The organism is Stenotrophomonas sp. ASS1 (assembly GCF_004346925.1).
Lineage (GTDB): Bacteria > Pseudomonadota > Gammaproteobacteria > Xanthomonadales > Xanthomonadaceae > Stenotrophomonas > Stenotrophomonas maltophilia_A.
In genome coordinates, this window is record NZ_CP031167.1 from 3,874,217 (window position 1) to 3,897,111 (window position 22,895).

General features: G+C 66.7%; 19 protein-coding genes and 1 pseudogene. 7 read left to right on the forward strand and 13 right to left on the reverse strand.

Annotated features, from left to right (window positions below; all coding sequences use genetic code 11):
- Nucleotides 1-170 precede the first annotated feature (170 nt).
- The 6 genes from rodA (MG068_RS17900) to MG068_RS17925 all read right to left on the reverse strand — a co-directional run bounded on the left by rodA (MG068_RS17900) (nt 171) and on the right by MG068_RS17925 (nt 7,318).
- Complete coding sequence (gene rodA / locus MG068_RS17900) at nt 171-1,250, reverse strand: rod shape-determining protein RodA (RefSeq protein WP_204305887.1); 1,080 nt, start codon at nt 1,248-1,250, stop codon at nt 171-173.
- A gap of 192 nt (nt 1,251-1,442) precedes the next feature.
- Nucleotides 1,443-2,555, reverse strand: coding sequence for a rod shape-determining protein RodA (gene rodA / locus MG068_RS17905; protein WP_032130317.1), 1,113 nt, complete (start codon nt 2,553-2,555; stop codon nt 1,443-1,445).
- A complete protein-coding gene (gene mrdA / locus MG068_RS17910; protein ID WP_071229568.1) occupies nt 2,552-4,627 on the reverse strand; it encodes a penicillin-binding protein 2 in 2,076 nt (691 codons plus the stop codon). Before mrdA ends, rodA (MG068_RS17905) begins: the two co-directional genes overlap by 4 nt.
- 3 nt (nt 4,628-4,630) lie before the next feature.
- The gene (gene mreD / locus MG068_RS17915) at nt 4,631-5,116 is read right to left on the reverse strand and encodes a rod shape-determining protein MreD (RefSeq protein WP_032130319.1); all 486 of its coding nucleotides are present in this window, start codon (nt 5,114-5,116) and stop codon (nt 4,631-4,633) included.
- A complete protein-coding gene (gene mreC / locus MG068_RS17920; protein ID WP_107433307.1) occupies nt 5,113-6,150 on the reverse strand; it encodes a rod shape-determining protein MreC in 1,038 nt (345 codons plus the stop codon). Before mreC ends, mreD begins: the two co-directional genes overlap by 4 nt.
- A gap of 121 nt (nt 6,151-6,271) precedes the next feature.
- Nucleotides 6,272-7,318, reverse strand: a complete 1,047-nt coding sequence (locus tag MG068_RS17925; protein ID WP_005419402.1) for a rod shape-determining protein — start codon at nt 7,316-7,318, stop codon at nt 6,272-6,274.
- A gap of 283 nt (nt 7,319-7,601) precedes the next feature.
- On the opposite strand from MG068_RS17925, the gene MG068_RS17930 reads away from it, so the two are divergent.
- Nucleotides 7,602-8,540, forward strand: coding sequence for a carbohydrate kinase family protein (locus MG068_RS17930; RefSeq protein WP_014038522.1), 939 nt, complete (start codon nt 7,602-7,604; stop codon nt 8,538-8,540).
- 103 nt (nt 8,541-8,643) lie between these two features.
- On the opposite strand, the pseudogene MG068_RS17935 reads toward MG068_RS17930, so the two are convergent.
- The 4 genes and pseudogenes from MG068_RS17935 to ubiE form a co-directional block, all read right to left on the reverse strand.
- A pseudogene (locus MG068_RS17935) lies at nt 8,644-9,266 on the reverse strand (HAD family hydrolase).
- Nucleotides 9,266-9,997, reverse strand: coding sequence for a hypothetical protein (locus MG068_RS17940; RefSeq protein ID WP_132810803.1), 732 nt, complete (start codon nt 9,995-9,997; stop codon nt 9,266-9,268). Before MG068_RS17940 ends, MG068_RS17935 begins: the two are co-directional and overlap by 1 nt.
- 122 nt (nt 9,998-10,119) lie before the next feature.
- Nucleotides 10,120-12,048 (reverse strand): M1 family metallopeptidase, encoded by a 1,929-nt coding sequence (locus MG068_RS17945; protein ID WP_132810804.1) that lies wholly within the window; start codon nt 12,046-12,048, stop codon nt 10,120-10,122.
- Between the two features lie 246 nt (nt 12,049-12,294).
- Nucleotides 12,295-13,056, reverse strand: coding sequence for a bifunctional demethylmenaquinone methyltransferase/2-methoxy-6-polyprenyl-1,4-benzoquinol methylase UbiE (gene ubiE, locus MG068_RS17950; protein WP_005411082.1), 762 nt, complete (start codon nt 13,054-13,056; stop codon nt 12,295-12,297).
- Between the two features lie 80 nt (nt 13,057-13,136).
- Here ubiE and MG068_RS17955 point away from each other — a divergent pair, with 80 nt between their 5' ends.
- From MG068_RS17955 to MG068_RS17970, 4 genes are all read left to right on the forward strand, one after another.
- The gene (locus MG068_RS17955; protein ID WP_049399252.1) at nt 13,137-13,589 is read left to right on the forward strand and encodes a nucleoside deaminase; all 453 of its coding nucleotides are present in this window, start codon (nt 13,137-13,139) and stop codon (nt 13,587-13,589) included.
- 199 nt (nt 13,590-13,788) lie between these two features.
- A complete protein-coding gene (locus MG068_RS17960; RefSeq protein WP_049399251.1) occupies nt 13,789-14,049 on the forward strand; it encodes a hypothetical protein in 261 nt (86 codons plus the stop codon).
- A gap of 74 nt (nt 14,050-14,123) precedes the next feature.
- Entirely contained in the window at nt 14,124-14,450 is a 327-nt protein-coding gene (locus MG068_RS17965; RefSeq protein ID WP_049463228.1) for a hypothetical protein, read from the forward strand.
- Between the two features lie 76 nt (nt 14,451-14,526).
- On the forward strand, nt 14,527-14,949 hold the full coding sequence (locus tag MG068_RS17970) for a low affinity iron permease family protein (protein ID WP_032129005.1): 423 nt from the start codon (nt 14,527-14,529) through the stop codon (nt 14,947-14,949).
- A gap of 142 nt (nt 14,950-15,091) precedes the next feature.
- Here MG068_RS17970 and smeF read toward each other — a convergent pair whose 3' ends face one another.
- The 3 genes from smeF to smeD all read right to left on the reverse strand — a co-directional run bounded on the left by smeF (nt 15,092) and on the right by smeD (nt 20,922).
- Nucleotides 15,092-16,492, reverse strand: a complete 1,401-nt coding sequence (gene smeF, locus MG068_RS17975; RefSeq protein WP_125893439.1) for a multidrug efflux RND transporter outer membrane subunit SmeF — start codon at nt 16,490-16,492, stop codon at nt 15,092-15,094.
- Nucleotides 16,493-16,602: 110 nt separating this feature from the next.
- Entirely contained in the window at nt 16,603-19,725 is a 3,123-nt protein-coding gene (gene smeE, locus MG068_RS17980; RefSeq protein ID WP_049399247.1) for a multidrug efflux RND transporter permease subunit SmeE, read from the reverse strand.
- A 12-nt stretch (nt 19,726-19,737) separates the two neighbouring features.
- Nucleotides 19,738-20,922: a multidrug efflux RND transporter periplasmic adaptor subunit SmeD gene (gene smeD, locus MG068_RS17985; RefSeq protein ID WP_132810805.1), complete on the reverse strand. Its 1,185-nt coding sequence runs from the start codon at nt 20,920-20,922 to the stop codon at nt 19,738-19,740.
- Between the two features lie 227 nt (nt 20,923-21,149).
- Between smeD and smeT the strand changes: the two genes are divergently transcribed.
- Nucleotides 21,150-21,809 (forward strand): efflux transporter SmeDEF transcriptional repressor SmeT, encoded by a 660-nt coding sequence (gene smeT, locus MG068_RS17990; protein ID WP_032129009.1) that lies wholly within the window; start codon nt 21,150-21,152, stop codon nt 21,807-21,809.
- Nucleotides 21,810-21,854: 45 nt separating this feature from the next.
- Nucleotides 21,855-22,847: a Gfo/Idh/MocA family protein gene (locus MG068_RS17995; RefSeq protein ID WP_132810806.1), complete on the forward strand. Its 993-nt coding sequence runs from the start codon at nt 21,855-21,857 to the stop codon at nt 22,845-22,847.
- The last annotated feature ends 48 nt before the right edge of the window (nt 22,848-22,895 follow it).

The window sequence follows — 22,895 nt, forward strand, 5'->3', positions numbered from 1 at the left end:
TGTCCGTGGCCGGGTAGATGGGCTGCGCAGGGGCGTGAGCCGCATGGATGCGGCGACCGAGCTTACATGGACGTACTTGCAGCGTCCCCTGCGCAGCCCATCTACCCGGCCCCACCCATGAACTGCTTTGCGCGACCACCCACGAGGGGCTGCGCCGTTGGCTGGAAACCCTATCCCCCGTGCACCGGCCGGTGCCCGCGTACCGCCATCACCAACCCGATACCGGCCAGCAACGAGACCGCCGATGTCCCGCCATAGCTGATCAACGGCATCGGAATGCCCACCACCGGCAACAGGCCGGAAATCATTCCACCGTTCACCAATACGTAGACGAAGAACGCCAGCCCCAGGCTGCCGGCCAGCAACCGCGCATGGGTGTCGCGCGCGTGCACTGCGATCCACAGGCAACGCCCGACCACGAACAGGTACAGCGCGAACAGCGTCGCCACACCGATCCAGCCGAATTCCTCGGCCAGCACCGAAAACGCGAAGTCGGTGGTGTACTCGGGCAGGAAATCCAGCGTGGCCTGGGTGCCCTGCCCCCAGCCACGTCCCTGCCAACCACCGGAACCGATCGCGATGCGCGACTGCAGGATGTTCCAGCCGGTGCCGAGCGGGTCTGCTGCCGGGTCGAGGAAGGTCAGTACACGATCCTTCTGGTACTGCCGCAACAGGCCGAACCACGCCAGTGGTGCGGCCACCGCCAGCCCTGCCGCCCCCGTCGCCACCCAGCCCCAGTGCAGGCCGGCCAGCAACAACGCAAACACGCCGCTGGCGGTGACCAGCGTGGCGGTGCCGAGGTTGGGCTGCATCAGGATCAGCACGGCGGGAACGCCGATCAGCACTGCGGCCGTCAGTACCGTGCGTGGTGACGGTGGCAGCGGTTGCCGGTGCAGGTACCAGGCCATCATCAACGGCAGGCTGAGCTTGAGCAGCTCGGAGGGCTGCAGGTAGAAGACGCCGAGGTTGAGCCAGCGCTGCCCGTACTTGCCGGTGCCGATCACATACACCGCCATCAGCGGCAGCATCGACAGCGCGTACAGCGCCGGTGTCCACGCGCGCAGGCGCAGCAGCGAAACACGCGACAGCAGCCACATCGCCAGCAGGCCACCGGCGAAGCGCGCCGCCTGCCCGGTGACCGGACCGGAAACGCTGTGCAGCACCGCCAGCCCCGCGCCCATCAGGATCAACAACGCGACCAGCAACGGCAGGTCGATCGTGCGCACCGCCTCACGGCAGCCGCCAAGCATTCGTTTCCAGTCCACGCTGGCCACGGTAGCAACGCGCGCTTGCGTGAAGCTGTCAGGGTGCTTCTGCGTTTGTAGAGTCGAGCCGTGCTCGACTGCCTTTCATGCAGCAGAAGCAGTCGAGCACGGCTCGACTCTACAGAACAGCGAGAAGCAATCGAGCATACGGAAACGCGGTGAAAGGCGCGGCCGTTGTTACCCGTAGCCGCCGTGCACTGGATTGTGGCTACGCACGGCCATCACCAATCCGAAGCCGGCCAGCAGCGAGACCGCCGAGGTACCGCCATAGCTGATCAGCGGCATCGGCACGCCCACCACCGGCAGCAGGCCGGAGATCATCCCGCCGTTCACCAGCACGTAGACGAAGAACGCCAGGCCGGTGGCGCCGGCCAGCAGGCGCGAATAGGAATCGCGCGACTGGCTGGCGATCCACAGGCAGCGCCCGATCACCACCAGGTACAGCGCCAGCACGGTGGCCACGCCGATCCAGCCGAACTCCTCGCTCAGCACCGAGAACGCGAAGTCGGTGGTCTGCTCGGGAATGAAGTTCAGGTGCGACTGCGAGCCCTCGCCCCAGCCCTTGCCATCGAAGCCGCCGGAACCGATCGCGATCTTCGACTGGATGATGTTCCAGCCAGCACCCAGCGCATCCATCTCCGGGTCCAGGAACATCATGATGCGGTCCTTCTGGTACGGCCGCAGCAGCCAGAACCAGGCCACCGGCGCGACCGCAGCCACGCCACCCACGCCCAGCCCGACCCACCACCACGGCAGGCCTGCCAACAGCAGCACGAACACGCCGCTGGCGGCGATCAGCACACCGGTACCGAAGTCCGGCTGCAGCATCACCAGGCCGGTCGGTACGCCGATGATGACCAGGGACACGAGCACGGTATTGAAGCGCGGTGGCAACGGCATCTTGTGCAGGTACCAGGCCACCATCATCGGCAGGCTGACCTTGAGCAGCTCGGCCGGCTGCAGGTAGAAGAATTTCAGGTCCAGCCACTGCCGGCCGTATTTGCCGGTGCCCAGCACGAACACCGCCAGCAACGGGATCATCGAGATCGCGTAGATCATCGGTGTGGCCGAGCGGATGCGCAGGATCGGTACCCGTGAGATGCCCCACAGCGCGGCCATGCCCACTGCAAAGCGCGCGCCCTGGGCCATCACCAGGCCGTCGCCACCGGCACTCTTCAAGGTGGCCAGGCCGATCACCATCAGCGCGCCCAGGGCCAGGCACAGTACCCAGTCCAGCGTGCTGAAGAAGCGGCGCAGCATGTCGCCGGCCCAACGCAGGAACACTCTCATCGTGCGGGCTCCGCGGTGGTCGGGCGTGGCGTGGTCGGCAGCGCCGCGGCGGCCGGCGTCCCCGGCTGCGGTGCGGGTGCCGGTTCCGGCGCAGGCACGCCAATGAGCACGGGGTGTTCCCCCAGTTGTGCCGCAGCAAGGTCACCGGCCTGGCGCGCGCCCACATCTTCGTTGTCGAATGCGGTTGCACCGATGGCGGTGGTGCCGCGCTCGCTGTCCAGCGGCTGCATGCCTTCGGGCATCTTGCCCAGCAGGTAGGCGTCGAACACCTTGCGTGCGATCGGCGCGGCCGCCGCACCGCCGTAACCACCACCTTCCACCGCGATCGCCAGCGCGATCACCGGCTGGTCGACCGGCGCGAAACCGACGAACAGCGCGCGGTGGCGCAGGTGCATCGGCAGGCTCTTCGGATTCACTGCAGCGGTGCCCTTGCGGCTGACGACCTGCGCGGTACCGGTCTTGCCTGCCATCGTGTACGGCGCGCCGGCCGCCATTCGAGCAGCGCTGCCGCCAGGCAGCATGGTGGCCATCATGCCTTCGCGCACCGCCTGCAGGTTGTTCGGGTTCGGGCTGACCGGTTTGCTCTCGCCCGGGTCGGTCGCCATCCAGTCATGGTCGAACCCCGCACGCTGCTGGATCACCAGATGGGGCGTGCGCAGCTGCCCGTTGGCCAGCCCACTGACGCCCCGCGCCAGCTGCAGCGGAGTGACCTTCCAGTCACCCTGGCCGATGCTGATGTTGACTGTATCGCCCGGATACCAGGCTTCCTTGCGGCTCTTCCGCTTGTAGGCCGGCGACGGCAGGATGCCGCCGATCTCGCCGGTCAGGTCGATGCCGGTCGGCTGGCCGAAGCCGTAGTACTCCATGTAATGGTCGAAGCGCTCGATGCCCAGATCCAGCGCCAGCTTGTAGTAATACGTGTTGACCGATTGCGCGATCGACTTGCGCAGGTCGGTCCAGCCGTGGCCGCCGCGGTGCGAGTCACCCCAGCCACGCGAGGTGCCGGGCAGGTAGAACATGCCGGTGGACAGCACCTTGTCTTCCGGGCGGCGCACGCCCGAATCGAGGCCAGCCAGGCCGATCAGCGGCTTCAGCGTGGAACCGGGCGCGACGCCACCCAGCACCAGGCGATTGAACTGCGGCCGCGACGGGTTGTCGTTCAGCGCCTTGAAGTCGGCATGGGAAATACCGTTGACGAACAGGTTGGGGTCGTAGGACGGCAGGCTGACCATCGCCAGCACTTCGCCGGTGCGCGGGTCCATCGCCACCGCCGACCCTTCCTGGTCGCCGAAGGCGGCCACCATGGCGCGCTGCAGGTCGGCGTCGATCGACAGCCGCAGGTCGGCGCCGGACTGCGCGGCGACGCGGCCGATGGTGCGGATCGCACGGCCCTGCACGTTGGTCTCCACCTGCTCGTAGCCGACCTTGCCGCGCAGCTGCTGCTCGTAATAACGCTCCAGGCCGGACTTGCCGATGTGGGTCAGCGCGGCATTGCCCTCGCCGAGGATTTCCAGGTCCTTGTCATCGACGCGGCCGACGTAACCGATGATGTGCGCGAACAGATCGCCATAGGGATAGCGACGGGTCAGGTAGGGTTCCAGCTCGACGCCGGGGAAGCGCCAGCGGTCGACGGCAAAGCGCGCCATCTCCTCGTCGCTCATGCGCAGCTTCAACGTGACCGGCAGGAACTTGCGGCGCGCCTTGCGCGACTTGTTGAACGCTTCCAGTTCTTCCGGGCTGATGCTGATGATCTTCGCCAGCCCTTCCAGGGTGGCGTCCATGTCCTTGACCTTGTCCGGGGTCACGTCCAGGCGGAAGGCCGGCACGTTCTCGGCCAGCAGGCGGCCGTTGCGGTCGTAGATCATGCCGCGCCCGGGCACCACCGGCCGCGGCTTGATGCGGTTGGCTTCCGAGCGCGTGGCGTAGACGTCGTGGTCCAGCACCTGCAGCTTGAAGTACCAGCCGCCCAGGCCCAGCAGGCAGACCAGCACCCCCAGGAAGCCCAGCGCCGCGCGGCGGCGGAACTGTTCGGCTTCGGCGTGCGGATTCTTGACCTGGCGGCGCGGGATCATGGCTCAGCGCCCGCGCTTGCCGAAGCGCACCGCGTCCAGCAGCACGAATACCAGCGGCCACAGGCCCATGCCCAGCAGCGGCGCCCACCAGTACGACCACGGCAGGGTCGGCTCATCCACCACGATGTGGACCAGCGCGCTGACGATGCGGTCGTTGAACAGCAGGCCGCCGATGGCCAGCATCTGCTGGGACATCGGGAAGAAGCGGATGCGGGCGCGGAAGCGCTGCAGGATGAAGGCCAGCATCACCAGCCGCAGCGACTGTTCGCCGAGTACACCGCCGTACAGCAGATCGGCGATCACGCCACTGGCGAAAGCGACGCCCAGGCCGACACGCTCAGGCGCTTCAATCACCCAATAGGCCAGCACCAGCGCCAGCCAGTATGGGCGCAGCGGCTGCAGCAGCGCCGGCAACGGCAGCAGGCCCAGCAGCAGCGCCACCACCAGGCTGGCCGGCAGCACCCACGGGTTGTCGCGCAGGCGGCTCATCGCTGGGCCTCCGGCGTGGTCGGTTGCCGGCCAGCGGCCGGCACTACCGTCGCCGACCCAGCATCGGGTGGAGAGCCCCCCTCTTGTTGAGGGGGGCGCGCCGAAGGCGCGGGGGTAAGGTGGGATGCCCCCCCGGCAGCCTGGTTTGCCGAAGGCAAACTTGGCTGAAGCAATTCGCTGGCCGCAGGCAAGCGAATTGCTGCACCCGGGCGCAGCAGCAGCACGTCGCGGCCGCGGTCCAGCTGCGCCGCCGGCTTCAGTTCGCCGACCAGGAAGGCGTGCGTGTCGTCCGGGCGCAGGCCGGTGATGGTGCCGACCGGGAAGCCGGCCGGGAAGCGGCCACCGAGGCCGGAGGTGACGATCTCATCGCCCACCTCCACGCCGGCGCTGAGCGGGATGTCGCGCAGTTCCAGCTTGTCGCCGCGGCCGTAGACGATCAGGCGAACGCCGTTGCGGGCCACCGTCACCGGCACGGCATGGTCGGGGTCGGTCAGCAGCAGCACGGTGGAGGTACCGCCAGTGACGCTGATCACCTGGCCCATCAGACCGCCGGCATCGATCACCGCCTGGCCGACGTGCACGCCTTCGCGGCTGCCGGCGTCGAGCACCAGGCGCTGCTTCACCGGATCCAGGTCGATGTCCAGGATCGGCGCCAGCTGCACGTCCAGGCCACTGCGCTCGGCCACGTTCAGCAGTTCACGCAGCTGGGCGTTGTCCAACGCGGCGGTCTGCAGGCGGGTCAGGCGGGCGTTGGCCAGCAGCAGCTGGTTGCGCAGTTCACGGTTCTCGTTGACCAGCTGGCCGTGGCTGGCCGCCGAGTCCTTGACCTGGTTGCCGAGCTTGCCCGGCAGTCCCGCCAGTGCCCATACCGGCTGCACCAGGCTGTTGGCCTGCCCGCGCAGCTGCGCAAGCCAGCCGGCCTGGTCGTCAAGCACGATCAGGGTGATGGCCAGTGCGAGATAAGCCAGCAGACGCAGCGGGCTGGCGGCATCACCGGATCGGGAAGCAACGGGAGGTCCGGCGTAGGGCGGCACGGCAACGATTCAACTGGCAGAAGGCGGAAGGGAAACACGCGGACGCCCCGCCGGTGCCGGCCTACCCTCATGGTGGGCCGCACCCCGGAGGGGCGCTGCGGGCGCAGGCAGCCGGGACGGCTTATTCCGGCGCAAAGAACTCGTTGCCGTGCATGTCGACCAGCTCCAGCGCACGGCCACCGCCGCGGGCCACGCAGGTCAGCGGATCGTCCGCCACCTGCACGTGCAGGCCGGTTTCCTCGGAAATCAGGCGGTCCAGGTCACGCAGCAGGGCGCCACCACCGGTCAGCACGATGCCGCGCTCGGCGACGTCGGCGCACAGTTCCGGCGGGGTCTGCTCCAGCGCCAGCTTGACCGCGCTGACGATGCCCGACAGCGGCTCGTGCAGGGCCTCAAGCACCTCGTTGGAGCTGATCTTGATCATCTTCGGCACGCCCTCGGCGAGGTTGCGGCCGGAGATTTCCATCTCGATCACTTCCGCCTGCGGGTAGGCGCAGCCCAGCTCGACCTTGATGCGCTCGGCGGTGGCTTCACCGATCAGCATGCCGTGGTTGCGGCGCACGTAGTTGGTGATCGACTCGTCGAAGCGGTCGCCGCCGATGCGGACCGAGGCCGAATAGACGATGCCGTTGAGCGAGATCACCGCCACCTCGGTGGTGCCGCCGCCGATATCGATGACCATCGAGCCACGGGCTTCGGTGACCGGCATGCCGGCGCCGATCGCGGCGGCCATCGGCTCTTCGATCAGGAACACGTCACGGGCACCGGCTTCCTCGGCCGATTCCTTGATCGCGCGGCGCTCGACCTGGGTCGAGCCGGCCGGCACGCAGACCAGCACGCGCGGGCTCGGGCGCAGCACGCGCGACTTGTGCACCTTCTTGATGAAGTGCTTGAGCATCGCCTCGGTGTAGGTGAAATCGGCGATGACGCCGTCCTTCATCGGGCGGATGGTGGTGATGTGGCCCGGGGTACGGCCAAGCATCTGCTTGGCTTCGGCGCCTACGGCTGCCACCGAGCGGGTGCCACCAATGGCACGGTCCTGGCGCACGGCCACGACCGACGGCTCGTTCAGCACGATCCCCTGCCCGCGCACGTAGATGAGGGTGTTGGCCGTGCCCAGGTCGATGGACAGGTCGTTGGAGAACATGCCACGGAGTTTCTTGAACATCTGAGGAAGGAGTCCTGAGGGGTGTCGTGCCCGCCGCGGGATGGCGAAAAAATGGGCAGAAATCGAGGCCGACAAGCCTAGCAACCCGCCTGCCGCCGAGCAAGGAAAAAACTAGCTGAACCCGCGTCTTCACAGGCTTTCGGCCTGATCGGGTCTCACCCGGTTCTGGCCCTGAGCGGCACCAGCGGGTAACCTTTGCGCCGTCGGGCGCCCAAGGGCGCCGTTTGCTTGCCCGCCGAACCGGGCCGGCCCACCCCAAAATTCACCGCATAGGCTTACATCGATGTCCGCTCTGATCTGTGGTTCTCTTGCCTTCGACACCATCATGGTGTTCCCGGACCAGTTCAAGAATCACATCCTGCCGGACAAGGTGCACATCCTGAACGTGTCCTTCCTGGTGCCGCGCATGCGCCGCGAGTTCGGCGGCTGCGCCGGCAACATCGCCTACAACCTGCACCTGCTGGGCGGCCAGCCGATCCCGATGGGGACCGTGGGTTCGGACTTCGGCCCGTACCGCGAATACTTCGACGGCCTGGGCATCGACCTGTCGCGCGTGCGCGTGATCGATGAGCTGTTCACCCCGCAGGCGTTCATCACCACCGACCACGACAACAACCAGATCACCGCCTTCCACCCGGGCGCGATGATGCGCTCCTACGAAAACCACGTGCGTGGCGTGCCGGGCGTGACCCTGGGCCTGGTCGGCCCGGACGGCCGCGAAGGCATGATCCAGAACGCGCAGGAATTCCACGAAGACGGCATTCCGTTCATCTTCGACCCGGGCCAGGCCATGCCGCTGTTCAACGGCCCGGAGCTGCGCGCGTTCATCGAGCAGGCCGACTACGTGGTAGTCAACGACTACGAGTCGAACCTGCTGCAGGAACGCACCGGCTGGGACGAGAAGGAGATCGTCAGCCGGGTCAAGGCCTACATCACCACCCGCGGCCCGAAGGGCGCGGTCATCCACACCCCGGAAAAGAGCTACGACATCCCGCCGGCGCACGAGCGCCGCGTGGTCGACCCGACCGGCTGTGGCGACGCCTTCCGCGCCGGCCTGATCTACGGCATCCAGAAGGGCTACGACTGGCTGACCATCGGCCGCATGGGCAACCTGATGGGCGCGCTGAAGGTGGAGCACCCGGGCACCCAGAACCAGCGTTTCACCTTCGATGAGTTCAACGAGCAGTTCAAGCAGCAGTTCGGTTACGCGCTGGGCGCGTAAACCGAACTGCCCGCGCATCTGCTCGGTAGGTGTCGACCTTGGTCGACACGCTTTGCTCTGGTAGGTGTCGACCCTGGTCGACACTGCCGGCCAGCGGCCGGCACTACCCTCTCCGCTGCCAGGCCGCCAACAGGTCGCGGCAATCGGCGAAATGCCAGTCGGCACTGCCCGGCCACGGGTTCTCCGGCAGATTAACCAGCACGGTATGGGCGCCCGCGGCGCGCCCGCACTCCAGGTCATAGGCGTGGTCTCCGACCATCACCGCCTCCGCAGCCCCGATTCCCCAGCGTCGAAGATGCTGCTGCAGGCCATCCGGCGACGGCTTGGGCACCGCTTCATCGCGGCCGATGATGTCGGCATCGTCGAACAGTTCCCCGACCCCGATCGCGTCCAGGGTCAGCTTCGCCAGCGCATGATCGTTGCGGGTCAGGATGCCCAGCCGGCAGCCCGCCGCCGCCAGCGCGCGCAGCAGCTTCACCGCGCCCGCGCCGGCAGCGCGTCCTCGGCCAGCGTGCGCTCGTGATCCAGCAGCCACTCACGCTTGGCCTGCGCCGGTGCATCCGGCAGCGCTGCGATATGGTCGAGGATGTCTTCCTCCGCGGCGATCTGCAGCGCGCGGCGGATCGCGGCGAAGTCATGCACGGCTACCGTCAGCGTGCCGTCCATGTCGAACACCCAGTGCCGGATCGCGGACAACGCGTGCACTGCGCTGCCCGCCGCAACCATCACTGCCACCACTGCGGCATGCGGCTGGCGTCGACACCACCGGTTTCGAACACGGCGGTACGCGTGCCGCCGGCCTTGACCGGGAACTCGATGCTGATCGACTTGCCCTTGCGCGCCAGCTTCCACAGCGCCTTCTGGTCGGTGATGAACAGCGCGATGGCTTCATCGGTCTTCGGGCGCCAGGCCGCCATGGAAATCGGCTTGCCGTCGTCCACGGTCACCTTCACCGTGCACTGCGGGCAACGGAAATCGCCGGCCTGCAGCACCAGGTAGGCATGCCGCTTCCACTCCGGATGATCGCGGAACACCAGCTGCACCGGCTTGGCACCGCTGCCATCCACGTCCACCCGTTCCTTGCTGTAGATCTGCGCCGAGACCTGGTTGCCCTTGTTGCCCACCGGGATCTGGTTGTACTGCCACAGCGCCTGCATGCGGCGCAGGTCGCGCGCGGCATCACCCTTGGCCTTGACCTCGTCGAAGCCGGCGGCGATGCGCTCGGCGGCGGCGGTGTCCTTGTACTGGTCCAGCAGCGAGGCGCCATGCAGGCGCGCACGCTCCCAGTCCTGTGCGGCCACGGCCATGTCGTACTGCTTGGCCACGTCTTCGGCCTTGGCTTCCTTCTGCGCCTGGGCGGCGGCAGCGGCGGCTTCCTGCGCCTTGCGCTCTTCCTCGGGGTTGCTGCAGGCAGCCAGGGCCAGCGTACAGGCGGTGAGCAGGATCAGTCGTTTCATGGCGGAGGTCCTTCGTGTTTTCGCATATCTGTAGAGTCGAGCTTGCTCGACTGCTGTTGAAGAGCCAGTCGAGCAAGCTCGACTCTACAAAAAAAGCGCCGGGGGATACCCGGCGCGTTCTCTTACTTGGCTTCGGCCTTGGCCAGCATGTCCTGGACCGAGGCGGTGGTGATCGGGTGGTAGCCCGGCTTGGCCTTTTCGAAGGCCTGCTTGGCCAGCTCCAGACCCTTCGGGGTCTTCACCAGTTCGGCGTAGATCGGCAGGATCAGCTTGCGACGGCCGACGCGCTCGATGAACGCAGCGGCCCCTTCGTTGGCCTGCTCATAACCGCTGCGGATCGCCAGCGGGTACCAGCGCATGGCGATCTCGCCATTCGGGGTACCGGTGAAGTGGAACGCCTTGTCCAGCGTGGCCAGCTTGTCCAGCGGCTGGGTCGCGCCCAGGCCGTCGATGAAGCGCACCCATTCCTGCGTGCTCCAGTCGGCGATGACCTGGCTGCTCGGCACGGTGCCGGCGCTGGCAAAGGCGATGCGCGCGGTATCGACGCTGCTGAAGTTGCGCGACTGCGCCTTGGCCGCGAACGCCGGGATGCCCGGCTCGTCCAGCCACGCCGTCAGTTCGGCCTCGGTCACGGCCGACGGATTCTTCGGCAGCAGGTTCTTCTTCATGTACGCGACGAACTGGTCGGTGTTCGCGCTCTGGAAGGCGTGGTCATCGAACCAGCCACGCAGGAACGGATCGAAGGTTTCCCGGCCGAAGCGCTGCTCCAGGAATTCCAGGAACCACGAACCCTTGACGTAGGCGACCTGGCTGAGGGCTTCGTCGGGGTCACGCTCGTTCAGCGGCGGCAGCGCCAGCGCCTGGTCGGCCGGGCTCATGTCCTTCACTTCGGCCAGCAGGTCGGTCTGGTCGATCTGCTTCTCCATCTCGGCCATTTCCTTGCCGTACAGAGCTTCGGTGATGCGGCCCTGGACGTAGGTGGTGAAGCCTTCATTGAGCCAGATGTCCTTCCAGCTGGCGTTGGTCACCAGGTTGCCCGACCAGCTGTGCGCCAGTTCGTGGGCGACCAGCGAGACCAGCGACTTGTCACCGACGATCACGGTCGGGGTGGCGAAGGTCAGGCGCGGGTTCTCCATGCCGCCGAACGGGAACGACGGCGGCAGCACCAGCATGTCGTAGCGGCCCCAGCGGTATTCGCCGTACAGCTTCTCGGCGGCACCGATCATCTTCTCGGTGTCTTCGAATTCCTTGGCGGCCTTGTTGACCATGGTCGGCTCCGCCCAGACGCCGGAGCGGCCGGAGATCGGCTCGAACACCAGGTCGCCGGCCGCGATGGCCAGCAGGTAGGACGGAATCGGCTGCGGCATCTTGAAGGTGTAGTCACCGTCACGCGCGGCCTTCGGATCGTTGTCGGCGCTCATCAGCACCATCACGTCCGGGCGCGAGACCACGTGCGCGCTGTAGGTGAAACGCACGCTCGGGGTGTCCTGCAGCGGCACCCACGAACGGGCGTGGATGGCCTGCGACTGGCTGAACATGAAGGGCAGCTTCTTGCCCTCGGTCATCGACGGTGCCAGCCACTGCAGGCCCGAGGCGGTCGGTGCGGTGTGGTAGGTCACTTCCACCTTGGCCGGCTGTTCCGGGGCTTCGATGGTCAGCTTGCTGCCGAACACCTTGTCAGCGGCGGCCAGCTCGAACTTCAACGGGCTGCGCGCGCCATCGGCAGCGACGGCCTCGACCTTGGACACGGTCAGCTCGCGGGTGTCGAGCACCAGCTGCTTGGCATCCTTCTGCTTCCATTCCAGGGTGTAGGTGGCGGTGCCGCCGATCTGCTTCTGGTCGAAATCCAGCTTCAGATCCAGCGCGATGTCCTTGATGACGACCTTGTCCGGCTCGGCGTACGAGCTTTCGTCGTGGCTGCGGTTCTCGGCGTTCACGGGGGCGGCGGGGGCCTTTTCGGCAGTCGGGACGGCGGCGGGCGCGGCCGCCTCCTGGGAGCAGCCGGCGGCCAGGGCCACGGCCAGCGGAAGGAGCATCAGCGGATTACGCATGAATCGGGACCGTTACGGGGATCAGACCCCCAATGGTAACTCCCTCCGGCCCCGCAGGCGTTGCGCGGTGCGGGGTAATGGCGGCCGGGGCCGATCCTGCACCTCCGGCGCATGCCAACCAAGGTTGGCTTCTACAGGTAGGTGCCAACCTTGGTTGGCACGGATCTTTCATCGCTCGCGGCCTGCGCTGTGCCAACCAAGGTTGGCACCTACCAGAGCAGATACCGGGGTTTCCCCGTCCAGCGCTTACAGCTTGTAGCCGGAGTGAATCGAGACGATGCCGCCGGTCAGGTTCTTGTAGTGGCAGCGCTCGAAGCCGGCCTGCCCCATCATCGCCTTCAGCTCATCCTGCGGCGGGTGCTTGCGGATGCTCTCGGCCAGGTACTGGTAGCTGTCCGAATCGTTGGCGAACAGCTTGCCCAGCTTGGGCAGGATCTTGAACGAGTGGAAGTCGTAGATCGGCTTGAACCAGTCGGCGGTGACTTCGGAGAACTCCAGCACGCGGGCCTGGCCGCCCACCTTCAGCACGCGGTACATCTCGCGCAGGCCAGCGTCCTTGTCGGTCACGTTGCGCAGGCCGAAGGCGATGGTGACCAGGTCGAAGCTGTTGTCCGGGAACGGCAGGGCTTCGGCATTGCACTGCACGTAGTCCAGGCCGAGCACCAGGCCGCGGTTGGTCAGGCGGTCACGGCCGACCGACAACATGCCGGCGTTGATGTCGCCCAGCACCACCGAGCCCTCGGCGCCAACGCGCTCCTTCAGCAGCGCGGCGATATCGCCGGTGCCGCCGGCCAGGTCGAGCACACGGTCGCCCGGCTTCACCTGCGCGGTCGCCACGTAGTAGCGCTTCCACGCCCGGTGCACGCCCAGGCTCATCAGGTCGTTCATCAGGTCGTAGTTGCGCGCGACCGAGGTGAACACCTGGCCGACCAGCTTCTGCTTGTCCTTGGCGGCGACGTCGCGGAACCCGAAATGGGTGGTACCGGCTTTGTAGGGGGATTCGCTCATGGCCCCGATTATCGCACCGCCGGGGGCCAGCGGCACCCCCTGCCCGTATCATGGCGGGCCACGACTTACCGGAGCCCCGCATGATCACCACGCCCGACTACCAGGCCCTGCTGCAGACCGCCATCGCCGAAGCCCGCCAGGGCCTGGCCGAGGGCGGCGTGCCGATCGGCGCGGCGCTGTACCACAACGACGGCCGCCTGCTCGGCTGCGGCCACAACCGCCGCGTGCAGGAAGGCGACCCGTCGGTGCACGGCGAAACCGATGCGTTCCGCAAGGCCGGCCGCCAGCGCCGCTACCAGGACACCATCATGGTCACCACGCTGGCGCCTTGCTGGTACTGCTCGGGCCTGGTGCGCCAGTTCAACATCGGCACCGTGGTGGTGGGCGAATCGCGCACATTCCAGGGCGGCATCGACTGGTTGCGCGAAAACGGCGTCAACGTGATCGACCTCGACAACCAGGAATGCGTCGATCTGCTCGGCGGCTTCATTGCGCAGCATCCCGAGATCTGGAACGAAGACATCGGTGAATGAGCACCACGCAGTGTGCTGTTGAACCCGCTTAATGAACGCTTCAGTGCCGGCACGCCCTAGTGCCGGCAGCGTTTGCGGCGCCAGCCGTGAACCCGTGCACAGTCAGCCGTGCCCCGTGCACACGCTGCGGTAACACCCCGCCCCAGCGTCGCGCCTAGGGTGGGGCTACCGGGACCTTCCTTCCCCGGCGGAGCCAGCCATGTGCGCGCACGCCGTACGCCCCACGCCCGACCCGATCCTTGACGCCATCCGCAAGCGCCTGCAGCAGCAGTTCGCGCTGCATCAGCGTGGCGCCCGGTTCTGGACCGCTTACCAGGGCCTGCAGCTGGAACTGGTGCGCGGCCATCCGCTCGAACACGAACGCCTCTGCAATGCCATGGCCGACATGGCCGAAGAGATGGGCGCGGTCGAGCATGCGCAACTGATAGGCAATCGCAACGCCGGCTGCACATCTCCCTGACGCGGTATCCACCGGGGTCCGGGCCACACTGCGATGAACCCCCACTCCCATCCACTTCAACCGATTGGATCGACATGCACGCCGAAGTCCCCACCATTCCCCCGGTCATCAATGTTGACGCTGAGCTTGACCACTGGCGCCGCCAGCATGCCGACGGTGCATTGGCGCACAACTCGTTCGGCTCGTACGTACCGTGGATCAAGTTCGCCTGTGATTCGCTGATCACCCAGCCGCGCGCCAGCAATGCGCAGCGCGACGAGATGTTCCAGACCCAGTACGCCCTGCAGATCATGCCGCGCCTGAGCGAAGCCCAGGCCCGCGAATTCGTCGACCGTTGCTGGCAGCACGTCTACCAGACCAGCCCGGTGCGCCTGCAGGACGCCCCGCGCCTGCGCGCCTGAGCTGCCTCGCGACGGCTGCACGGCCCCTGCACGAGCTACTGCCGATCATCCTCGTCACCTGAGTGGGACGACGACGATGAAAGCACGCAACCTGTTCAATACGATCGCCAAGAAGGCCGCGGCCGCCACCGGCTCGCCGTGGACCTTCCTGGCCGCGGTAGCGATCGTGGTGATCTGGGGCATCAGTGGCCCGGTATTCGGTTTCAACGACACCTGGCAGCTGGTGATCAACACCGGTACCACCATCATCACCTTCCTGATGGTGTTCCTGATCCAGCACACGCAGAACGCAGATACCGCCGCGATGCAGATCAAGCTGGACGAGCTGATCCGCGCGACGGCCGAAGCCAACAACGAACTGTTGGATCTGGAAGAACTGGACGAGGAGCGGCTGGAAGAGATCCGGCGCGAGTACGAGCAGATGGCGCGCGAAGCCGGCGACGCGCTGGCGCGGGTGCGCGCCTGCCACGCAGCGCGGCGCGACGATGAAGCGGTGTAGCAGTTCCTGAAATGACAATGCCGGCCCGCGGCCGGCATTACCCTCGATCGCCAGGTAGGTGCCAACCTTGGTTGGCACAGGGCCAGCCGCCTGCGCTGACGCATCCGTGCCAACCAAGGTTGGCACCTACCAGAAGCACTGCTTACCCGCGCTCGTGCCAGCCGCCGCCCAGCACCTTGTACAGGGTGATGCGGTTGGCCTGCTGCGCCAGCTGCGCCTGCAGCTGGGTCTGCTGCGCGTTGTAGGCGGTACGGCGCGCATCAAGCAGGGTCACGAAGCTGTCCAGGCCAGCGTCGTAGCGTGCCTGCGACAGGCGGTTGGCCTGTTCGGCCGCTTCCACCAGGCGCTGCTGTGAACTCACCTGCTCATCCAGGCTGACGTTCAACGCCAGCGCATCGGCGGTTTCGCGGAAGCCCACCTGGATCGACTTCTCGTACTGCGCCAGCGCAATGTCACGGTCCGCATTGGCGATGGCCAGATTGGCGCGCAGCTTGCCCCCCTGGAAGATCGGCAGCGTGATCTTCGGCAGGAAGCTCCACACGCGGGTCCCGCTGTCGAACAGGTTGGACAATTCGCTCGAACCACTACCGATGCTGCCGGTCAGCGAGATGCTCGGGAAGAACGCCGCGCGTGCCGCACCGATGTTGGCGTTGGCCGCCAGCAGCTGGTGTTCGGCGGCCATGATGTCCGGGCGCTGCAGCAACACGTCGCTGGGCAGGCCGGCCGGCGGCGGTGCCAGTGCCAGCAGCTGCGGTTCGATGCTGTCCGGCAGCAGTGCCGGATCCAACTGGCCACCGGCCAGCAGCGCCAGCGCATTGCGGTCCTGGGCCAGCTGGCCACGCAGACGTGCAGCATCCGTACGTGCGGTTTCGACCAGGGTACGGGTCTGGGTCAGCTCCAGCGCCGAACTGCCACCACGTTCGTGGCGGGCCTCGGCCAGGCGCAGCGAATCCTCGTAGGTCTTCAGCGTGGCATCGGCGATCTTCAGCCGCTGCGCGTCGGCACCGTAGGTCAGCCATGCGGTAGCCGTCTCGGCCACCAGGCTCAACTGCGCGTTGCGGCGGTTGGCGGCCACCGCGAAGTACTGCTGCAGCGCCGCTTCACTGAGATTGCGCACGCGGCCGAACAGATCCAGCTCGAACTCGGCTACGCCAACACCGGCGGTGAACTGCTCGGTGACACCGGCGTCGGTACCACGGCGGTCCATCTGGCCGGTGACTGCCACGCCGGGCACACGGTCGGCGCGCTGTACGCGGTACTGGCCGCGCGCGCGTTCAACGTTGAGTACGGCCACGCGCAGGTCGCGGTTGTTCTGCAGCGACTGGTCGATCACCTGCTGCAGGCGCGCATCGGTGAAGAAGTCGCGCCAGCCGACGGCGGCGACGTCGGCTACCTCGCCCTGCGCGGCCTCGGCCGGCCACTGCGCCGGAATGGCCGGAGCAACGGCGGTGTTCTTCGGCACCAGGGTGGAGCAGCCGGCGAGCGCGAGCGCGGCGGCAATGGAAAGAAACAGGGATGCACTTTTCATGGGAATGACTTCCATCGGTACTGCCGGATGGCAGGAGGTAGTGCCGGCCGCTGGCCGGCAACCTCGTTGGATTCACATCACGCGGGCAGTAGGTGCCGGCCAGCGGCCGGCACTACCGTTTCAGGTCACGTCGTGGACTTGCGCTTGAACACGCGCTGCACCACCACGAAGAACAGCGGCACGAAGAACACGCCGAGCACGGTGCCGACGATCATGCCGCCGAGCACACCGGTGCCGATCGCCTGCTTGGCACCGGAGCCGGCACCGGTGGAGATTGCCAGCGGCACCACGCCCATGCCGAAGGCCAGCGAGGTCATCACGATCGGGCGCAAGCGGTCGCGCACGGCGTGCATGATCGACTCGATCAGGCTGGCCCCCTTCTCCAGGTTTTCCTTGGCGAACTCGACGATCAGGATCGCGTTCTTGCTGGTCAGGCCCACCGTGGTCAGCATCGCCACCTGGAAGTAGATGTCGCGCTCCAGGCCCTTGAAGGTGTTGGCCAGCACCGCGCCGAGGATACCCAGCGGGGCCGCCAGCAGCACCGCGGTCGGCACGCTCCAGCTTTCATACATCGCGGCCAGACACAGGAACACGATCATCAGCGACAGCGTGTACAGCAGCGGCGTCTGCGAGCCGGCCTGGCGTTCCTGGTAGGACATCGCCGTCCACTCGATGCCGAAGCCCGCCGGCAGCTGCTTGGCCAGCTGTTCGATCTCGGCCATGGCATCACCGGACGCGACACCCGGGGCCGGTTCGCCCTGGATTTCCATCGCCGACACACCGTTGTAGCGCTCAAGACGCGGCGAACCATAGTCCCAGTGCTTGGTGGCGAACGCGCTGAACGGCACCATCTCGCCCTTGTCGTTCTTCACGGACCACAGATCGAAGTCCTCCGGCACCATGCGGAACGGCTGGTCGGCCTGCACGAACACACGCTTGACGCGGCCACGATCGACGAAGTCGTCGATGTACGAGCTGCCCCATGCGGCGGCCAAGGTACCGTTGATCTGGTCGATCGACAGCCCCAGCGAGGTCGCCTTGGCTGCATCGATGTCGATGCGGAACTGCGGCGTGTCTTCCTGGCCGTTCGGGCGCACGTTGGCCAGCTTCTTGCTGCCGGCGGCGAGGCCCAGCAGCTGGTTGCGCGCGGCCACCAGTGCCTCGTGGCCCTGGCCGCTGTTGTCCTTCAGGAAGAAGGTGTAGCCCGACGCGGTACCCAGTTCCGGAATGGCCGGCGGCGGGAAGGCGAAGATGAAGGCATCCTTGATCTGGCCCAGTGCCGCCATCGCGCGACCGGTGATCGGCATCACGCCATTGTCGGCGTCACGCTCGCTCCAGTCCTTCAGCTTGACGAATGCCATGCCCGCGTTCTGGCCCATACCGGCGAAGCTGAAGCCCTGCACCGAGAACACCGAGTCCACCGCATCCTTCTCGTTCTGCAGGAAGTGGTTTTCCAGTGCCGCGATCGATTCCAGCGTACGTTCCTGGGTGGCACCGACCGGCGCCTGCACCAGCGCCATCAGCACGCCCTGGTCTTCATTGGGCAGGAACGAGCTGGGCAGGCGCACGAACAGCACGCCCATCAGCACGAACAGTGCCGCCACGATGCCCATGAAGCGCCACGGACGGTGGATGATGCCGCGCACACCGCGCTGGTAGCTTTCGCTGGTGCGGTCGAAGCCGCGGTTGAAACCATTGAAGAAACGACCGGACCAGCCCTTGTGTGCGACGTGGTGCTCACCCTTCTTCAGCGGCTTGAGCATCGTCGCGCACAGCGCCGGGGTCAGCACGATCGCGACCAGCACCGACAGCGCCATCGCCGAAACGATCGTGGCCGAGAACTGGCGGTAGATCACGCCGGTGGAGCCGCTCATGAAGGCCATCGGCACGAACACCGCCGACAGCACCAGGCCGATACCCACCAGCGCGCCGGTGATCTGGCCCATCGACTTGCGGGTGGCCTCAAGCGGCGACAGTCCTTCCTCGGACATGATGCGCTCGACGTTCTCCACCACCACGATGGCATCGTCCACCAGCAGGCCGATCGCCAGCACCATCGCGAACATGGTCAGCATGTTCACCGAGAAGCCCAGCATCGCCAGCACGCCGAAAGTACCCAGCAGCACCACCGGCACGGCGATGGTCGGGATCAGGGTGGCGCGGAAGTTCTGCAGGAACAGGTACATCACCACGAACACCAGCACGATCGCTTCGATCAGGGTCTGCACCACGCCCTTGATCGACACGCGCACGAACGGGGTGGTGTCGTACGGGATCTCGGCCTTCAGGCCGGCCGGGAAGAAGCTCTTCATGTCCTGCAGCGCGGCATCCACGCCGGCCGCGGTATCCAGCGCGTTGGCGCCGGTGGCCAGGGTGACCGCCAGGCCGCTGGCCGGCTGGCCGTTGTAGCGGGTGACGAAGTCGTAGGACTCTGCACCCAGTTCGACACGGGCGACATCGCCCAGGCGCAGCTCGGCACCGTCCTGCGCACCGCGCACGATGATGTTGCGGAACTGTTCCGGGGTCTGCAGGCGCGACTGCGCATTGATGGTGGCGTTGAGCTGCTGGCCCTTGATCGACGGCGCGCCGCCGAGCTGGCCGATGGCCACCTGGGCGTTCTGTGCCTTGACTGCTGCGGTCACTTCCGCAACCGACAGGCCATAGGTATGCAGCTTGTTCGGGTCCAGCCAGATACGCATGGCGTACTTGCCACCGAACACCTGGATGTTGCCCACGCCCGGCACGCGGCTCAGGCGATCGACGACATTGGAACCGACGTAGTCGGCGATGTCGTTGGCGTCCATGCTGCCGTTCTCGGACACGAACGCGATGACGTTCAGGAAGCCCGAGCTGGACTTGGCCACGTTGATGCCCTGCCGCTGCACTTCCTGCGGCAGCAGCGGCATGGCCAGCTGCAGCTTGTTCTGCACCTGCACCTGGGCGATGTCCGGGTTGGTGCCGCTCTCGAAGGTCAGGGTGATGGTGGCCTGGCCGTTGGACGAGCTGTTGGAGGAGAAATAGATCAGGCCATCAAGGCCCTTCATGTTCTGCTCGATGATCTGCGTCACCGAGTCCTCGACCACCTTGGCCGATGCACCCGGGTAGGTGGCGCTGATTTCCACCGCCGGCGGTGCGACGTTGGGGTACATCGAGACCGGCAGCTTGAACAGGGCCAGGCCGCCGGCGAGCATGATGATGATGGCGATCACCCACGCGAAGATGGGTCGATCGATGAAAAAGCGTGCCATGGGGTTCTCCGCTTACTTCGCGTCGCCGGCCGGGGAGGCAGGCTGGGCGGCCGCTGCCGGCTTGGCCGGAGCAGCGCCCTTCTCGGTGGCCTTGACCGGCATGCCGGGGCCGATCTTCTGCAGGCCTTCGACAATGACCTTGTCGCCGGCCTTCAGACCGTCCTCGACCAGCCACTTGTCGCCGACCGTGCGGCTGACCTTGACCGGGCGCACTTCGACCTTGTTGTCCTTGCCGACCACCATGGCGGTGGTGTCGCCCTTCGGATCGCGGGCGATGCCCTGCATCGGTACCAGCACCGCATCGCTGCGCACGCCGCCACCGATCACCGCGCGCACGTACGTGCCCGGCATCAGCAGGCCGTCCGGATTGTCCACCTTCACGCGCAGGCCGAAGCTGCCGGTGGCCGGGTCGACGCTGACTTCGGAGAACTCCAGCGTGCCCTTGTGCTCGAAGGTGCTGCCGTCTTCCATCAGGATGCTGACCGGCAGCGTCTGGTTGTCCTGCAGGCGGCCCGCGGCCAGCTCGCGGCGCAGCTGCAGCAGCTCGGCCGAGGACTGGGTCAGGTCGACATAGATCGGGTCCAGCTGCTGCACGGTGGCCAGCGCATTGGCCTGGCCGGCGCTGACCAGCGCACCCTGGGTGACGCTGGACTTGCCGATGCGGCCGCTGATCGGCGCGGTGATGCGGGCGTAGCCCAGAGTGACGTTGGCCGCATCCAGCGAGGCCTTGGCGGCGCCGACGTCGGCCTCGGCCTGCTTCTGCGCGGCCACCGCGTTTTCCAGGTCCTGCTGGCTGACCGCATCAACCTTGGCCAGCTCGGTGATGCGCTTGGCGCTCAGGCGCGCGGCGTTGGCGGTGGCCTCGGCACGCGCCAGCTGGGCACGGGCACTGTTGGCCTGTGCGCGGTAGCTGGCGTCCTCGATCTGGTACAGCGGCTCGCCGGCCTTGACCATGCCGCCCTCGGTGAACAGGCGCTTGGCGACGATGCCGTTGACCTGCGGACGCACTTCGGCGACCAGGAAGGCGTTGGTACGGCCCGGCAGCTCGCGGGTGAGGCCCACGGTCTCGGACTTCAGCGTGACCACGGTGACGTCACCCGGGCCCTGTTCGGGGGCCTGGGGTTGGCCGCCGCAGGCAGCCACGGTCGCGGCGATTGCCAGCGACAGTGCAAAGGGTCGGATTCGGCTCAGCAACATGACGGAAAGGCTCTTGAAGGAAAGGGTCTCAGCCAGCGCTGATACGGCGGACCCTCCACCAGCGAAGGTGAAGACCGTGCGAACAGCGCCCACCCGGGTGGAGTGGGAGCCGGACGGGCCTGCCACGCACACGACGGGAATGATGGGTGCGAAATATACATACATGCTTGTTTGTTTGTAAACCGGTACAATTCAGCCACGTTTCACCCGCACTCGTACCCACACCCATGGCCCGCAAGACCAAAGAGGACACCCAGGCAACCCGGGAAGGCATCCTTGACGCCGCCGAAGCCTGCTTCCATGAACACGGCGTGGCACGTACCACGCTGGAGATGATCGGTGCCCGCGCCGGCTATACCCGTGGCGCGGTGTACTGGCACTTCAAGAACAAGAGCGAGGTGCTGGCCGCGATCGTCGAACGGGTGCACCTGCCCTTCATGCAGGAACTGGAGCGCACCTCCACCGACCAGCGCGACACACCGGTGCACGACCTGCGCGCAGTGATGATCCACTCGTTCATCGAGCTGTCCGAGGACGAACGCCTGCGCAAGACCATGGAGATCATGCTGCGCAGCGACGCCTCGGCCGATACCAAGGTGCTGACCGAAATGCAGCAGGCCGGTTTCCGCGATGCGCTGGACCGGATGGAGCGCGCCCTGCGCCGGGCCCAGGACCTGGGCCAGCTGCGCGAAGGCGCGGACCCGAAGATCGCCGCGCGCATGCTGCACGCCACTGTGCTGGGCGTACTGCATGGCGCGATGGTCGAACCGGAACTGATGGACCTCAAGCGCGACGGCATGCTTGCGCTGGACATGACCCTGGCCGCCTACGTGAAAGAAGGGGTGTTCGTGCCCGGGACGGTGCCCGAGCCGCTGCCCGAAGCGTGAGTAGAGCTGCTGCCGCCACCGCGACACTCATCTGAGGACGGACCCATGATCCTGGACAACGTGGTGTGGGGCTTCATCGGCTGCGGCAGCGTCACCGAGAAGAAGAGCGGGCCGGCTCTGGCCAACACGCCGGGCTCACGGGTGGCGGCGGTCATGCGCCGCAATGCGGCGTTGGCCGAGGATTATGCGCGGCGCCATGCGATTCCCCGCTGGTACGCGGACGCCGATGCACTCATCGCCGACCCGGAAGTGAACGCGATCTATGTTGCGACGCCGCCCTCCACGCACATGCACTACGCATTGCAGGCGATTGCCGCGGGCAAGCCGGTCTACATCGAAAAGCCGATGGCCATGGACCACGGCGAGTGCCAGCGCATCATTGAAGCCAGCGCTCGCAGCGGCGTGCCGGTGTTCGTGGCCTACTACCGTCGCGCCCTGCCCCGCTTCGCGCAGGTGAAGCAGCTGCTGGACAGCGGCGCGATCGGCACGCCGCGCAGCGTGCGCGCCACCTTGCACCGGCCGCATTCGGCGAACGCTGCATCGCCGGACTTCTGGCGAACCAATCCGGCGATCGCCGGCGGCGGGCTGTTCGTCGATCTGGGCTCGCATACCCTGGACCTGCTGGACCATTTGCTGGGGCCGCTGAGCGATGTGCGTGGCCTGGCCAGCTCGTTGACCGGCGCCTACGTCGCCGAGGACAGCGTCTCGATGTGCTTCCGCACCGGCACGGGGGCGCACGGCATCGCGCAATGGAGCTTCTGCGCGTTCCGCCGCCAGGATGAAATCGAAATCACCGGCGATCGCGGACAGCTGCGCTTTGCCACCTTCGAGGATGTTCCAGTGGTTCTGGAGACCGAGGCCGGCGTGCAGGCGTTCGATATCCCGAACCCGCCGTCGATCCAGCAGCCGTTGATCGCCACTCTGGTGGATGAGCTGCGCGGCAACGGCCACTCGCCATCCAACGGCATCAGCGCCGCTCGCACCAGCGCGGTGATCGACCAGGTGCTGCAGGCCTACCGCACGCGGCACTCGCGCTGACCGCCAACGCAGAAGGCCGCCTTTCGGCGGCCTCATGCTTTGCAGCGT

Excerpts from the sequence above, each read along its gene's own strand:
- rodA (WP_204305887.1), bottom strand. The coding sequence starts at position 1,250 with ATGCTTGGCGGCTGCCGTGAGGCGGTGCGCACGATCGACCTGCCGTTG.
- rodA (WP_032130317.1), bottom strand. The coding sequence starts at position 2,555 with ATGAGAGTGTTCCTGCGTTGGGCCGGCGACATGCTGCGCCGCTTCTTC.
- mrdA (WP_071229568.1), bottom strand. The coding sequence starts at position 4,627 with ATGATCCCGCGCCGCCAGGTCAAGAATCCGCACGCCGAAGCCGAACAG.
- mreD (WP_032130319.1), bottom strand. The coding sequence starts at position 5,116 with ATGAGCCGCCTGCGCGACAACCCGTGGGTGCTGCCGGCCAGCCTGGTG.
- MG068_RS17925 (WP_005419402.1), bottom strand. The coding sequence starts at position 7,318 with ATGTTCAAGAAACTCCGTGGCATGTTCTCCAACGACCTGTCCATCGAC.
- MG068_RS17930 (WP_014038522.1), top strand. The coding sequence starts at position 7,602 with ATGTCCGCTCTGATCTGTGGTTCTCTTGCCTTCGACACCATCATGGTG.
- MG068_RS17940 (WP_132810803.1), bottom strand. The coding sequence starts at position 9,997 with ATGAAACGACTGATCCTGCTCACCGCCTGTACGCTGGCCCTGGCTGCC.
- MG068_RS17945 (WP_132810804.1), bottom strand. The coding sequence starts at position 12,048 with ATGCGTAATCCGCTGATGCTCCTTCCGCTGGCCGTGGCCCTGGCCGCC.
- ubiE (WP_005411082.1), bottom strand. The coding sequence starts at position 13,056 with ATGAGCGAATCCCCCTACAAAGCCGGTACCACCCATTTCGGGTTCCGC.
- MG068_RS17955 (WP_049399252.1), top strand. The coding sequence starts at position 13,137 with ATGATCACCACGCCCGACTACCAGGCCCTGCTGCAGACCGCCATCGCC.
- MG068_RS17960 (WP_049399251.1), top strand. The coding sequence starts at position 13,789 with ATGTGCGCGCACGCCGTACGCCCCACGCCCGACCCGATCCTTGACGCC.
- MG068_RS17965 (WP_049463228.1), top strand. The coding sequence starts at position 14,124 with ATGCACGCCGAAGTCCCCACCATTCCCCCGGTCATCAATGTTGACGCT.
- MG068_RS17970 (WP_032129005.1), top strand. The coding sequence starts at position 14,527 with ATGAAAGCACGCAACCTGTTCAATACGATCGCCAAGAAGGCCGCGGCC.
- smeF (WP_125893439.1), bottom strand. The coding sequence starts at position 16,492 with ATGGAAGTCATTCCCATGAAAAGTGCATCCCTGTTTCTTTCCATTGCC.
- smeE (WP_049399247.1), bottom strand. The coding sequence starts at position 19,725 with ATGGCACGCTTTTTCATCGATCGACCCATCTTCGCGTGGGTGATCGCC.
- smeD (WP_132810805.1), bottom strand. The coding sequence starts at position 20,922 with ATGTTGCTGAGCCGAATCCGACCCTTTGCACTGTCGCTGGCAATCGCC.
- smeT (WP_032129009.1), top strand. The coding sequence starts at position 21,150 with ATGGCCCGCAAGACCAAAGAGGACACCCAGGCAACCCGGGAAGGCATC.
- MG068_RS17995 (WP_132810806.1), top strand. The coding sequence starts at position 21,855 with ATGATCCTGGACAACGTGGTGTGGGGCTTCATCGGCTGCGGCAGCGTC.